Genomic DNA, 13,442 nt, shown 5'->3' with positions numbered 1-13,442 from the left:
GCGAGAAAATAGTCAAAGAATGAAAAATAACAGGGAAAATGTACTTTTTTGAAAAAATAGGCCACTTTTCATATATTTTTTGACAATTTTTTTACCTTCTTTAAAGCAAGGAACTTATCTTTGCAAGGGAAAGGGCGTTTTTAATCAAACGTTTAATTACAATCGATAAAGGTAGAAATGAGTCGCATATTGAAAAATAGCCAACTTCCAATGGGGAAACTGGCTATTTGGATTGATAAGCAAGATAAAATTTGACTTCGAAAATTGTCCAGCTCCATAAGAGTAAGCTTCGAAAGCGATACCTCGCACGCCGAAAAACTCGCGTTTTTCGGCGGAGCGCCTAGCCCCTCGGGTCATAAGCCGGCACGGAAGTGATTTCAAGGAAGTCTCTGCTCCATGGCTAACGCCATTCCGCAAGGCTTCAAGGAAGCTACACAAGTAGCTTCCTTGCTGTGGTGGCTGGGGAGCTGCACTCGCTGTTCGTCTTATGCCTGTCGGGGCTGACCAAGGCGCTTGCGCTTTTCTTATTTATTTTACAAAATGTTCTCCACTCTTAAATGTGGGTGAGCTCGTGTCAGGTAAATACCAGAGTTTTTTCAACTCGATTCCTTTTTCTGCAAACATTGCGGCTAGCTCTTCCATAAAGATGCCCCGAGTAGGGTCGCATGAAGGACTGCTTTGGATCCCCAGAAGTCCGACAATCTCATAGCCATTTGTTATGTATTCTTCGGCCTGATGAAGGACGGGCATCAAGATCTCCCTGCAATGTTTTCTGTATTCGGGTGTATTGTATTGTTCGTAAGTCATGGAGGGACGGTTCAATCCGAGAAAAGTGAATTCTGGGCAAGGCAGCTGGAGAAACCCGTAACCTTCCTTCAAGGCCCATTCAACTGCAGAAAGGACAGCGCCTTCCGCTCTTGCCTCGTCTTCAATGACCGTATTCTGGTTTAAAATGCAATGTGAAACCATCAAAATCCTTTTATTACGCTGCATTTCTTTTTTTCCTTTCAAAGATTTTTGTTAGATCAACTTCTCTTCTCCACAACTGAAATAAATGCTTAAAGTTTATTTAAATTCCTTTGCGCACTCCAAGCATATTAGAAATTATTTTATAGTTTATATGAAATTATTTTATGGATTACACAATAATTAAATCAAAACGTTAATCATCATGATAATTCCAACGCGACAAATAAACAATGGAAATCAATTTTTAACAATATTTAAGCCAATATTATTAATTTTTCCAAATGAAGTTTGGTGTTAGGCACCGAAAAAGGAACTGAAAAAATATTGTTGACAAAATATTTATTTTGTGCTATAATTATATTTTAATTGACAATAAAATAACTTTACCGTAAGATTAGCTCCAGGTTATATTTTAGCCTGGGGTTTTTTTCTTTTTACGAAGGGGGAGTTATTTGTGGAAAAAACGAAACAAAGTTTAACCGCATTAGTCAGCTGCTTTGCCAGAGGTTATCATGTAGCGAACAGCAGTCAGCCTGTTTTTAATGATCATCTTGCTCATTCCCTATTAAGGGAAGATGAAAAACAGCTAATTGCCGCCAATTGGGCCAATGCCATTGCGTTCTTTGATCAGGAAAAGAGTGAAGTCTTGAAGACGTTTGCTGAAAAATTGGATTGGGTGATGAATACCCAGACAATTCCACAGTTAGTCAGCCGGTCACGATATGCAGAAGATGGTCTTATGTCGGCGGTGAAGCGAGGGATAAAGCAGTATGTTATATTAGGTGCAGGACTTGACACCTTTGCATTAAGACAAGAAAACTTGCCTGAAGATTTTATCATCTTTGAAGTGGACCACCCCGCAACTCAAACATTTAAAATAAATCGCCTTCACGAAATGGGGATAGCGGTACCCCCAAACCTAAAATTTGTTCCAGTTGATTTTAAAAATGATTCACTCCAGAACGAGCTGAAGAAAAGTGGCTTTGACGGACAAAAATATGCCTATTTTAGTTTGTTAGGCGTTGTAATGTATTTAGAGAAAAAAGATTTTTACCAACTTCTATCTACTATTTCGGCTTTGTCCGTAAACGGAAGTTCTTTCGTATTTGATTACCTCGATGATACTGCTTTTAATGACACAACCGCTTCGCAAAAATTAATCCAAATGCGGCAAATCACCGCCCAGACAGGAGAGCCGATCATTACCGGGTTTGATCCGTTTGAGCTGGATTTGGAGCTCCAGGATTGCAATATGCTTTTATATGAAAATCTTTCACCAGCAAATATTGAAGAAATGTACTTTGCTAACCGGGAAGATGAATTACATGCCTTCGATCATTTCCATTTTGCGCATTTAGTTGTAAATAAGCGATAGAAGCTTCTTAAAGCATGGCAGTGTTAAAGGTCATTGTTGATTTTTGAAACTATGTTGATTGGAGCGGAAGGGGCGAGATCCTCGAAAATGCTATCGCATTTCCATCGTGCGGTGTTGATTCAAGGATGCTGATTCAACGTCCTGCAGGAGTACGGGGCATGGGAGACCCCACAGGAGCTTAAGCGCTGAGGAGGCTCCCCGGAACGCCCGCGGATGCTCGCTTGTTGAGCGAAAATCAACAGGCAAGTTTAACAAAGCCTAAAGCATCAAAATGACAAAAGGCATCCGAATGGGCTCATTCGAATGCCTTTTGTCTACAATCTGAAACGAAACACTGTCGCGATTTAATCAATCATTTGAATCTATTGATTGGTCGATTTTTTATTGATGTTCTCTGGATTTATTTCATTGAGTTTTTTTTCGATGAGGCTCGCAAAAACATCTGCACCTTCACTCGTTAAATGTACACCGTCATCGACAAAATATTCATCATGATTTTTACTTGCAGAAAACCAATCAATTACACTTGTATTGGGATATTCTTTTGCTACATCTTCAAGTGTTTGATTTACAACCGGGCACCACGGTCTCGGTACACGTGTATTGATTAAAATCACTTTTCTATTTTTTCCAATCATATTAATAACTTCTTCCAGCATTTCTTTTGGGAAAGCCCCGTTAGAACCAAGTTCAATAATAACCACATCACCTAATTGATTGTTCTTTTTCAATTGCTGAACAATCGGCTTTAACTCCGACATTTGTCGACCAACTTTTCCGTAAACAGATAATTCGGGAACCCCTTCCTGTAAAACCGGGGTAGCATCAATTATTATGGAATCGCCAATGGCTGTAGCATTGGTGAGGATAGGTGTTTTTGTTGTTGTAGTTGTTGTTTGTGTTGGTGTTGATGTTTCATCTACAGGTTTAGCTTCTTGAGTTTTAGCCACAGCTTTTACTTCTTTTGTTTCATTCCCTTTTTGTATTGCATGAGCCACGTTTGATTTTTGTGCTGGCTTTGGTTGTGAATAATTACAAGAAACGCTTATAGCCATAACCATTATTAAAGTAAAAGATAAGGCAAACTTTTTTAAGCGAATCTTTTTCCCTTTTCGAATTGGGGTTTCAACAAATGTATAAGATAAAGAAGCTAAAGCGAAAATAATGAAAAGTTCATATAAAATTTCTAAATAGCTAATTCCGGCTGTATTTACTTTAGAATGCATAAAAGTAATGATTGGGTAATGCCATAAATAAATACTATATGAGCGTTTTCCAATCCATTCTAGTGGATACAAGCTAAAAAGTTTACTTAACAATGTGTTCGATGGTGAACAAATAGAAATAACAAGAAGACCTGTGGTAATGGACAATAAAAACATACCACCATAATAAAGAAAACTCATATACTCATTTGTAAAACAAACCATACAAAAAATAACCAAAACTCCAATAATCCCAAAAAGTTCCAAAGTGAATTTTGATGACATTTTCTTTAATTCACGCAAGTGATGAATCGGAAAACAAAGTGCAAAGCTTGCCCCAATGAGTAAAGAAAATAGACGTGTATCTGTTCCATAGTAAACCCTGCTTGGATCCATTCCTGGTTGGTATAAATGCGCCATCCATATAGCAGAAAAACAAGCAAAAATAAAAGACAAACTTGCGATAACGCCCTTTTTCAATCTTATTTTAAATAACCAAAATAAAGCGATTGCCCAAAAAATATAAAATTGTTCTTCGATTGCAAGTGACCAAAAATGAGTAAGAAACATTGGTGTATTGAATGTTTCAAAATAAGACAAATGTTGGAATATGTAAAGCCAGTTACTATAATAGAAAATGGCGGCAATCGTATCACTATGTAAATGTTTTGTGGCATTTGGCACAAAAATAGGAACAATAATATTTAAAACAATAAGTAATAAGAAAATGGCTGGAAGTAGTCTCTTTGCTCTTCGAAACCAAAAATTTTTCAAATCTATAGTATTTGTTTTTTCCCATTCTGATAATAAAAGGCTTGTAATCAAATAACCGGACAATACAAAAAAAACGGTTACTCCGATAAATCCTCCCATTGCAAAAGGTAAATCAAGATGATAAGCAATGACAGATAATACAGCCAATGCCCTCAAACCATCTAATCCTGTAATATAACGATTTTTTTGCATGAAATCACCCAACTTTTTTCTTCCTCTTTCTTCTATGACTATTTTCGAATGAAAAAAGTTTTCCTTACTAAAATAATTTTTGAAAAAAAGTAAAAGACATTATGTTGAATATTATAATTATCCTTATAGATTGCAGACAATGGTTTTTTTGTTGAATTAATGGGAGAAATTAGGAGTGTTAAAGGATAGTGAGAGTTCTGATAATAATCAGAGTCCTTATTAAATACGTTTTCGGTAATGAATCATCTTTTTTGGACATACTATTTAAAAGAAGTGTCTATTGAGGTGATAAATGGTGGGGAAGTTTGCTAGTCTTTGTTGGGATGGCCTTACTTTACAAAATGTTTCACATAGAAAAATAGTCATTTTATATTTATTGTTTGTTTGTATGAGCTTGTTGTTCGAATTGTTTTTAATTGTACTTTACAGTGTTTCTAGTTTGATTTTTTATTCGTACCGTTTCAGCCCAAGCGTTGAATATTATATAAGTGGGGCTATATTGATATTACTCTTGTTTTTAACCGTTTCAATGTTTATAACCACGGTAAAAAACCACAAAAACATTTTTTCAAAAAGAAATTCTACGGATCGGGCAGAAGAGTTAGCTCACGCTGGAGATTTGTAGTTGCTTGAATAAATGAAAACATAAAAAAAACGAACAGTGCACCTGGCACTGTTCGTTTTACTTTAGGAAATGGAATTATTAATGGAAGCTGCTGAAGATTTCTCCTTTTTATTTACAAGAATCAAAATTGCAGGGAGCAGCATACCTCTGACTAAGAAGGTATCCATGATTACACCTAAAGCCATGATAATTCCGAATAAATATAGTTCTGCTAATGGCTGTGTAATTAATACAGCAAAGGTTGCAGCCAAAATGATACCAGCTGATGAAATAACGCCACCGGTTAAGGCAACACCGTTTGCAACTGCATCTTTCCACGAATGTTTAAGATGTTCTTCCTTAATACGGGAAACAAGCATGATATTGTAATCGACCCCAAGTGCAACCATAAAGACAAATGTATAGACTGGCAAACGATAGCTGATTGAAGAAATTCCTAAAATATCGTGGAAGATCATCCAGCCGAACCCTAGGCTTGCGACAAAGGATAAAAGAATTGTTGCCATCATCAGAATTGGTAGTAAAATGGAACGAGTTTGGAATCCGAGCATGATGGTAATTAACACAGTGACTAGAGAGAACAGGACGATCATATCTCGTTGATTCATGGCCCTGACATCTAATTGCTCTGCTGTTTGACCGGCATAGTGTAATTGGTAGCCGCTGCCTGAAAGACCACTTTCGCTAAGAAGCTTTGTTTCTTGATCGCGAAGTTTTTGAATGGTCGAAATTGCCCCGTCATCATATGGATTATTTTTTAATACCAGCTGCAGTTTAACTTCTTTTTTATCGTCCCCGATGAAGCCTGGAGGAAGCTTTGATGGATTTTGAATCATTGCGTCTGTTATTCCTTGGCTAAAAGAATCAACCCCGCTGATATTCCCCATTTTTTCCTCAAGCGTTTTTACATTTTTCAAAAATGACTCGTCTAATGTTATTTCACTGTCTTTCGTTAAAATAACTGTGACTGGAGCAAGCTGCCCGGCAGGATAGTGTTGTTCCAATAATTCAAACCCTTTTCGGGAAGAAAGATCGGCTGGGAATGACTTCATAATATTAAAGGAATACTGGATCAATGTCGTATTGAACGCACCTACGAGCAAGAAAATTAAAAGGATTCCTGAAATGATCGCAGGGTGTTTCTTAACTTGATTACTAACTTTACCCCAGAAGCCTGGTTTCTTAACTGCCTTTTCATCCACCTTCGGAATAAATGGCCAGAAGGCTTTTCGACCTAAAATGGCAAATATACTTGGTATTAACGTTAGACCTGCAATAAGAATAAATACCATTGCTGTTGAAAAAACTGGAGCAAAATGGTTATATGGTACAAAAATCGTTGTAAAAAGTGTTAAGACAGAGAGAAGAACGGTGCCGCCACTGAATAAAATTGGCTCTGAAACATGGTGAATCGCTTCTCCCATTGCACTATATTTTGAAGAGTGCTTTTGTAACTCTTCGCGATAACGCGAGAAAATAAATAGACTATAATCTGTTAACACTGCAAATAGCAGAACAAGCATAATCGAGGTCGCCGAGCTATCGACAACAAACCAATCATGTTTTGCACCAAACCCTAATACCCGATCGACGACTTCGTACACAATAGAGGCAATTACCAACGGGATAATCGCTAATAATGGTGAACGATAAATAATCAATAAGATAACAAAGATCAACGCAACAGTCGCTAGCATTAACACAACGTCTGCATTTTGAAAGATGGTGATCGTATCGGAAGTGATGCCGGCAGGTCCTGTGATTTCAGCCTGTAAGGAACCTAATTTCATTTCTTTAAGTTTATTATTAATTTCTTTTACGGTCTTATTGGCGACATGCGAGTCTGATCCTTGTTTTAAATTAAAATTGAGGAGCAGCGTTGTTCCATCCTTAGAAAGAAATTGCTGTTGCACCGGTTTCGGGAATTGATAGAATGGAACCGAACTGGCAACATCCTTTGGCTTTTGATCCGAACTAAGCCACTTACTAACTTCGGTAATCTTTTCTAGATCCTGATCGGTGATTTTATTTTTATCGTGAAAAACAAGTAATCCAGTTAAACCATCTTTTGATGGAAATTGCTTATCTAGGATTTTATTAGCGACTGCGGAAGGTGTATCGTTTTTCACACTTGCTTCTTTGCTGCTTACTGAATATTGTTTGGAAGCGGGCATGAGTACGCTTAATAAAATCACAGCGGCAATCCAAATGAAGAGAACCACTTTTGCGCCTTTTTTACTACTCGAAAATTTAACTAAACTTTGAATAGGTTTAAGCATTTTTTTCAACCCCTTATTAATCTTTGCTCTCATCTTAATCAGCGATTATGAATGGAATGTGAACAAAAGATTAAAAATGGATTTTAGGGATTTTTTTGTCTTTCCTGTAAGTTTTTATGAGGTTTTAGCTTTGGGATCTGGGATAAAACTTTGGAATATTTGTAAAAGCCTTTTTAAAAAGAAGGAATATTCCTTATATTTAGAGCGGGATATAATGTTACAATTATTAGACTACGATACAATAGAGGTAAGTAAGGAGATGAGTGCAGATGCTTTTAAACCCGTTAATAGGAATTCCGTTTATCATCGTTTCAATCTTACATATCATTTTTTTAAGAAAAAACAACCAGTTAGGAAGAAACATTACGAAACCATTATTAATGCCACTTTTGTTGCTTTTTTATATTTGGAATGTGGACAAATTCAACTCCCTGATTATTTGGGCATTAATCGCGTCCTTTTTCGGTGATGTGTTTTTAATATGGTCTGAACAAAAGCTCTTTTTATTAGGTGGCATCGCGTCCTTCTTAATTGGGCATATTTTCTATGTTTTTGCGTTTCTAAGTTTTCATTATCCATTATGGTTTTATTTGCTGTTGGTACCTTACATAGTTATTGGTGCAGTCATTAGCACTAAGCTATTTCCCTCTATTAATAAATCTATGAAACTACCAGTGGGAATGTATATGGTTGTGATATTACTAATGAGCTTTTTCAGCCTTACACGTATTTGGTCGGAGTCATTTATTCCTTTTCTACTACCGTTCTTAGGGTCTTTGTTTTTTATCACTTCTGACTCCATTCTCGCTTTTGATATGTTTACAGAAAAGAAAAGAACCACCCATACAAGTATTATGGTGACCTATATTTTAGCCCAGTTTCTTATTGTGCTTGGGTTTATGGTATAAATATTCAAAAAATTCTTGACGTTCTAGTGTCCTAATGTTATTATTTTCCTCCGCGACTTAAATTCTGAAGGAGGGGAAAATAATGATTTTCGTAGAAGGTATTAGCAAATCCTTCAAGGTAGCCAAGCGCACGACCGGGCTTCGACAGGCCGCGAAGGCGCTTTTTTACCGGGAACATACCATTGTGGAAGCACTGAATGAGATCTCTTTTTCGATTGATTCCGGTGAAATTGTTGGGTATATCGGTCCAAATGGGGCAGGCAAATCAACCACAATTAAAATCATGAGCGGCATTTTGGTGCCGGACACCGGGACCTGCAAAATTATGGGCTATACACCTTGGAAAGATCGTGTTCAGTATGTAAAAAATATCGGCGTTGTCTTCGGTCAGCGTTCACAGCTCTGGTGGGATGTACCGGTTATCGACTCATTCGAACTATTAAAGGATATATACAAGATCCCGCAGCAAGAATACAAAGCTACGCTTGCACTCCTCATTGAAACTCTCGAATTACAAGAAATCATGAATTCACCTGTACGGCAATTAAGTTTAGGGCAGCGGATGCGCTGTGAAATTGCAGCATCTCTCATTCATAATCCGAGGGTGTTATTTTTAGATGAACCGACCATCGGACTTGATGCTGTTTCAAAAATTGCGGTTAGGCAGTTTATCAAAACGATTAATAAAGAAAAGGGAGTCACGATCATTCTGACAACTCACGATATGAATGATATTGAGGCATTAGCTGACAGGGTCATCTTGATTGGTAAGGGAAGATTGCTTTACGACGGCAATTTAGATGAATTAAGGAAGCGGTTTGGAACACAAAAAACGATTACGGCTGATTACGGGAAGAATTCAAATCCTATTCATATTCCGGGGGCATCCGTGCTTACATGGTCACCGGAAAGAGTTGTTCTTAGTATAGATACAGATAGGGTTAAGACTTCCGAAGTGATTACTCAGCTGTCCGACCGTGTTGAGCTGATCGATGTCGCGATTGAAACACAGCCGATTGAGGATATCATTGTACATCTTTATAAGGAGTATCAAATATGAGGGTGTATCTTTCGGTTTTGAAGCTGCGTCTTCTTTATGGAATGCAATACCGTGTGGCTGCACTGGCTGGAGTGGTAACTCAATTTTTCTGGGGCTTTATTATGATTATGGTGTTTGAAGCCTTTTACGAACATACCAGCAAAATCCCTCCGATTTCCCTAACACAATTAATCAATTACATATGGCTGCAGCAGGCTTTTCTTGCTTTTATTATGCTTTGGTTTCGTGACAACGAACTGATGGAAATGATCACGAGCGGGAATATTGCTTATGAGCTTTGCCGGCCTTGCGAGCTTTACGGTTTTTGGTATGCGAAGCTTTTGGCGCAGCGGCTATCAAGTGCCTTATTACGATGTTTCCCGATTTTACTCGTTTCTTTCTTTTTACCGAAACCATATAACCTGACACTCCCACCTAGCTTATCAGCATTTTTATTATTCTTAAGTGCGTTACTTCTAGGCTTGTTTCTATTGGTAGCCATCTCCATGTTTATTTATATATCCGTTTTTGTGACTTTATCGCCAATGGGGTCTCTGCTAGTATTTGGTGTTCTCGGTGAGTTTTTTGCTGGGCTGGTCATTCCGATTCCCTTAATGCCGGCATGGCTTCAGCAAATCGCCAATATTCTGCCGTTTCGCTGGACGGCCGATTTTCCGTTTCGGGTTTATTCGGGACAAATTCCACAGCACGATGCCATCATTGGGATTCTTATTCAGCTTGTGTATCTTCTTTTTCTAGTGTGGTTAGGGAGAATCGCGCTTAACAGTGTACTAAAGAAAGTGGTTGTTCAGGGAGGGTGAGGAAGATTGGTCCTTTATATTAAATATCTTTTAATTCACTTTAAAGCACAAATGCAATATCGGACATCATTTTGGCTGTTGTCGATCGGCCAGTTTTTTATTCCGTTTGCTATCTTTGCTGGCCTTTATTTCTTGTTTGAACGTTTTGGGCAAATAAAAGGCTGGCAATTTTTCGAGGTAGCGCTTTGCTTTGCCGTCATCCATATGGCATTTGCACTAAGTGAATGCTTTGCCCGCGGCTTTGATGCTTTTTCCAATCTTGTCGTTAAAGGGGAATTTGACAGACTGCTCGTTCGGCCAAGAAGCACGTTTTTACAGGTACTTGGTTCAAAATTCGAGTTTACAAGATTTGGCCGGCTTCTTCAGAGTGTCATTGTTTTAGTTTGGGCGCTCGGCAACCTTCCGATTGAGTGGAGTTTGATGAAGGCGGTAACCCTTGTATTGATGATAATAAGCGGAGTGCTTATTTTTACCGGAATCTATATGCTTGCCGCCACCATGTGCTTTTGGACAGTCCAAGGCCTTGAAGTGGCAAATATTTTTACAGACGGCGGCCGCGAGATGGCCCAATATCCGTTGAATATTTATCAAAAGTGGGTAGCCCGTTTTTTTACATACGTGATTCCGTTTGGTTGTGTCAATTACCTGCCGTTACTGTACCTTCTCGGAAAAACAACGGGGCACGATCTCCTTTACATGCTGATGCCTGTGCTGGGAAGTCTATTTATACTGCCCTGTTTTCTTGTCTGGCAATTTGGTGTCAGGCACTATCGATCGACTGGGTCGTAGTGTTTCGTTGATGGAGCTTGTCAACGCCCGAAACCGTTTAGAAAAGAAGAAAAGGGTCATTGATAACGATTATCAACGACCAAAACCGATAGGAAAGCAGAAAAAAGGTCGTTGAACGAGCTGGTCAACGACCGAAATTGGTAGGAAAAGAAGAAAAAGGTCGTTGAACGAGCGTATCAACGCCCGAAACCGGTAAGAAAAGAAGAAAAAGGTCATTGATGGAGCTTGTCAACGACCAAAACAGGCAGGAAAAGAAGAAAAAGGTCGTTGATCGAGCTTGTCAACGCCCAAACCAGGTAAGAAAAGAAGAAAAGGGTCATTGATAACGATTATCAACGACCGAAATCAATTGGAAAGCAGAAAAAAGGTCGTTGAACGAGCTGGTCAACGACCGAAACTGGTAGGAAAAGAAGAAAAAGGTCGTTGATGGAGCTTGTCAACGCCCAAACCAGGTAAGAAAAGAAGAAAAGGGTCATTGATAACGATTATCAACGACCAAAACCGATAGGAAAACAGAAAAAAGGTCATTGATAACGCTTATCAATGACCAAACTCGGCATGTAGGTAAGGAAAAGATCGTTGATAGAGCATATCATCGCCCAAAACTGGAAGAGGTAAATGAAAATACAAACAATCCCTTTGCGAAATTGATGCTAAACAATGTAAATTACTCCATAAAGAGCCTATCCAAATCTTATTCGTAATAGATCCACCTATTATGCCCGAAAGATTTATAGTTTTTATCAAGGAATCTTTTGATTCCTTTCTTAGACAAACCCACCCCACACCACTCATGAACAGCATTAGTAGTGATTTTTCTATTTGGAAAAAGCAGCTTTAATTCCTCTACGCTCCGCAATACAGCAGACTCTAATTTTTCATGATGACCGCAATGACCACAAACCAATTCCTTTTCCTGTAAAGAAACCGAAAATGAATGGCATGTTGCACAAGTAAAACCATTTCGAAGCTGACCATATTCATAAGGGGGCAATCGGGGATAGGGAGAATCAATTTGATGTAAGGAAACTAATTGATCGGCCAGTTTCTTGTGCCATCCATTTAGTTTAGAGGGTGTTGCGTTTAATTTTTTCATAAACTGATTTAACTGTGTCGGAAGTTTAAAGGGCTGGTTTTTAGGGGCTTGATACAAGGTGAACTCGGGGTTGATAAAGATAACCCATGATTCAACGGGATATTTCAATCCTAATTTTTGAAGTAACTGGCGAAATAGGGATTCACTCCGCTTTATCTGATCGAGTGGATTATTAACTTCATTTCCAGCAATAGTATGTAATATGCCAGAACGGTATTCATATTCGCTTTCAAAATTCTTTACTTCAAAAAGGTAAATTTTTTCTTGAACAATCATGGTCGTATCAATTTGAAATTTTGAGTTATTAAACTCAAGGAGCAAATCGTTCAATACATACCGTTCTAAGGAAAGCTTCTCTGTTAATAAGTCAAACATCCCTTCGCCTTCATAGCCTTTTTGGAGATTCAAAAAGTGCTTTTTATCTTTTTCGAGTAAATCCATTCGTGTGTTTAAAAATCGCATAAGCTTCAATTCATCTTTTTCAACGCGTGGTTTGTAAGGCATATTCCACATCCTTTCATAAAACCTTAAGTCTATTTTATAAAAAAATACCAATACTGGAGAGTGAATAATTCAACAATTCTGTTAACGTTAGTGACTTTTGGTTGGTAAGTGGACATAAAAGAACAACATTGGCCCTGTGCATGGTAAATAAGGAAAAAATAATTTTCATTGATCACGATTCTTTCATATATTTTCAGCTTTCTATATAATAACCTATATGTTTGTTGCAAAGGAGACGGTTGTATGGCAAGGCTGCGTAGTATAAATCAACAGGAGTTAATGAAGGCAACAGAAGAGCTTTTATTGGAAAAAGGCTATGACGGTCTACATTTTAAACTTCTTGCCGAACGGCTGGGCGTAGGAAGAAGTACAATTTATGAGTATTTTTCAAACAAGGACGAGCTTGTCGCTTCCTACATGGTTAATTTAATGAACACCCTTATGGAAAAATGTCTAAAGCTGGACGATAGTGATCCGATTCAACAATTAAAAGATTTGCTTACTATTTTTATTTCTTATTCTCATATCCATAAATTTATTCAATATATTCCTCATTTGAAAACGGCCAAAACAAGTGAAATGGAGCGCCAAATCGAAAAGCTGGATCACGATCATCGCGAGCTTTTTTCCATTATTGTTAATATGATAAAAAGAGGACAGAGTGAAAATTTTCTAAGAACCGACTTGCCACCAGAAATTATTACAAGTATTTTTTTTAACTCAATACAGATCCCAAGAACGCTTAATGTTGATCCACATGACTGGAGTGAAAAGCTTTTTTCTGTCATTTTTTATGGAATCAAAGCGCGTTAGATTTTATTGACACTTGTGTCGGAATGTGAAATAATAATCATGTAAATGAAATA

11 protein-coding genes are annotated in these 13,442 nt (G+C 37.8%); 7 read left to right on the top strand and 4 right to left on the bottom strand.

The window, feature by feature from the left end:
* Window positions 1–528 precede the first annotated feature (528 nt).
* Entirely contained in the window at window positions 529–993 is a 465-nt protein-coding gene (locus BN1082_RS25425; protein WP_090640145.1) for a CD3072 family TudS-related putative desulfidase, read from the bottom strand.
* A gap of 430 nt (window positions 994–1,423) precedes the next feature.
* On the opposite strand from BN1082_RS25425, the gene BN1082_RS25420 reads away from it, so the two are divergent.
* Window positions 1,424–2,344: a class I SAM-dependent methyltransferase gene (locus tag BN1082_RS25420; RefSeq protein WP_090639934.1), complete on the top strand. Its 921-nt coding sequence runs from the start codon at window positions 1,424–1,426 to the stop codon at window positions 2,342–2,344.
* Between the two features lie 362 nt (window positions 2,345–2,706).
* Here BN1082_RS25420 and BN1082_RS25415 read toward each other — a convergent pair whose 3' ends face one another.
* Entirely contained in the window at window positions 2,707–4,515 is a 1,809-nt protein-coding gene (locus BN1082_RS25415) for an acyltransferase family protein (RefSeq protein ID WP_176699954.1), read from the bottom strand.
* A gap of 687 nt (window positions 4,516–5,202) precedes the next feature.
* Window positions 5,203–7,419 carry an MMPL family transporter gene (locus tag BN1082_RS25405; protein WP_090639926.1) on the bottom strand — a complete coding sequence of 739 codons (2,217 nt, stop codon included), beginning with the start codon at window positions 7,417–7,419 and terminating at the stop codon, window positions 5,203–5,205.
* A 269-nt stretch (window positions 7,420–7,688) separates the two neighbouring features.
* Here BN1082_RS25405 and BN1082_RS25400 point away from each other — a divergent pair, with 269 nt between their 5' ends.
* The 5 genes from BN1082_RS25400 (at window position 7,689) to BN1082_RS27910 (ending at window position 11,403) form a co-directional block, all read left to right on the top strand.
* On the top strand, window positions 7,689–8,327 hold the full coding sequence (locus tag BN1082_RS25400; protein WP_090639924.1) for a lysoplasmalogenase: 639 nt from the start codon (window positions 7,689–7,691) through the stop codon (window positions 8,325–8,327).
* Between the two features lie 82 nt (window positions 8,328–8,409).
* The gene (locus BN1082_RS25395; RefSeq protein ID WP_090639921.1) at window positions 8,410–9,387 is read left to right on the top strand and encodes an ABC transporter ATP-binding protein; all 978 of its coding nucleotides are present in this window, start codon (window positions 8,410–8,412) and stop codon (window positions 9,385–9,387) included.
* Complete coding sequence (locus BN1082_RS25390; protein WP_090639919.1) at window positions 9,384–10,187, top strand: ABC transporter permease; 804 nt, start codon at window positions 9,384–9,386, stop codon at window positions 10,185–10,187. Before BN1082_RS25395 ends, BN1082_RS25390 begins: the two co-directional genes overlap by 4 nt.
* A 6-nt stretch (window positions 10,188–10,193) precedes the next feature.
* Window positions 10,194–10,976, top strand: coding sequence for an ABC transporter permease (locus BN1082_RS25385; protein WP_176699953.1), 783 nt, complete (start codon window positions 10,194–10,196; stop codon window positions 10,974–10,976).
* A 277-nt stretch (window positions 10,977–11,253) separates the two neighbouring features.
* Window positions 11,254–11,403: a hypothetical protein gene (locus tag BN1082_RS27910; protein WP_176699952.1), complete on the top strand. Its 150-nt coding sequence runs from the start codon at window positions 11,254–11,256 to the stop codon at window positions 11,401–11,403.
* A 267-nt stretch (window positions 11,404–11,670) separates the two neighbouring features.
* Here BN1082_RS27910 and BN1082_RS25380 read toward each other — a convergent pair whose 3' ends face one another.
* Entirely contained in the window at window positions 11,671–12,576 is a 906-nt protein-coding gene (locus tag BN1082_RS25380) for a nuclease-related domain-containing protein (RefSeq protein ID WP_090639916.1), read from the bottom strand.
* Window positions 12,577–12,819: 243 nt separating this feature from the next.
* Here BN1082_RS25380 and BN1082_RS25375 point away from each other — a divergent pair, with 243 nt between their 5' ends.
* Complete coding sequence (locus tag BN1082_RS25375) at window positions 12,820–13,389, top strand: TetR/AcrR family transcriptional regulator (protein WP_090639914.1); 570 nt, start codon at window positions 12,820–12,822, stop codon at window positions 13,387–13,389.
* Window positions 13,390–13,442: the final 53 nt, after the last annotated feature.

It is taken from the genome of Neobacillus massiliamazoniensis (genome assembly GCF_001048695.1).
GTDB lineage: Bacteria > Bacillota > Bacilli > Bacillales > Cytobacillaceae > Neobacillus > Neobacillus massiliamazoniensis.
Note: the sequence above shows the minus strand (reverse complement) of the source record. Positions and strands in the feature narration are given on the sequence as shown.

Excerpts from the sequence above, each read along its gene's own strand:
- BN1082_RS25400 (WP_090639924.1), top strand. The coding sequence starts at position 7,689 with ATGCTTTTAAACCCGTTAATAGGAATTCCGTTTATCATCGTTTCAATC.
- BN1082_RS25375 (WP_090639914.1), top strand. The coding sequence starts at position 12,820 with ATGGCAAGGCTGCGTAGTATAAATCAACAGGAGTTAATGAAGGCAACA.
- BN1082_RS25390 (WP_090639919.1), top strand. The coding sequence starts at position 9,384 with ATGAGGGTGTATCTTTCGGTTTTGAAGCTGCGTCTTCTTTATGGAATG.
- BN1082_RS25395 (WP_090639921.1), top strand. The coding sequence starts at position 8,410 with ATGATTTTCGTAGAAGGTATTAGCAAATCCTTCAAGGTAGCCAAGCGC.
- BN1082_RS25405 (WP_090639926.1), bottom strand. The coding sequence starts at position 7,419 with ATGCTTAAACCTATTCAAAGTTTAGTTAAATTTTCGAGTAGTAAAAAA.
- BN1082_RS25425 (WP_090640145.1), bottom strand. The coding sequence starts at position 993 with ATGCAGCGTAATAAAAGGATTTTGATGGTTTCACATTGCATTTTAAAC.
- BN1082_RS25415 (WP_176699954.1), bottom strand. The coding sequence starts at position 4,515 with ATGCAAAAAAATCGTTATATTACAGGATTAGATGGTTTGAGGGCATTG.
- BN1082_RS25380 (WP_090639916.1), bottom strand. The coding sequence starts at position 12,576 with ATGCCTTACAAACCACGCGTTGAAAAAGATGAATTGAAGCTTATGCGA.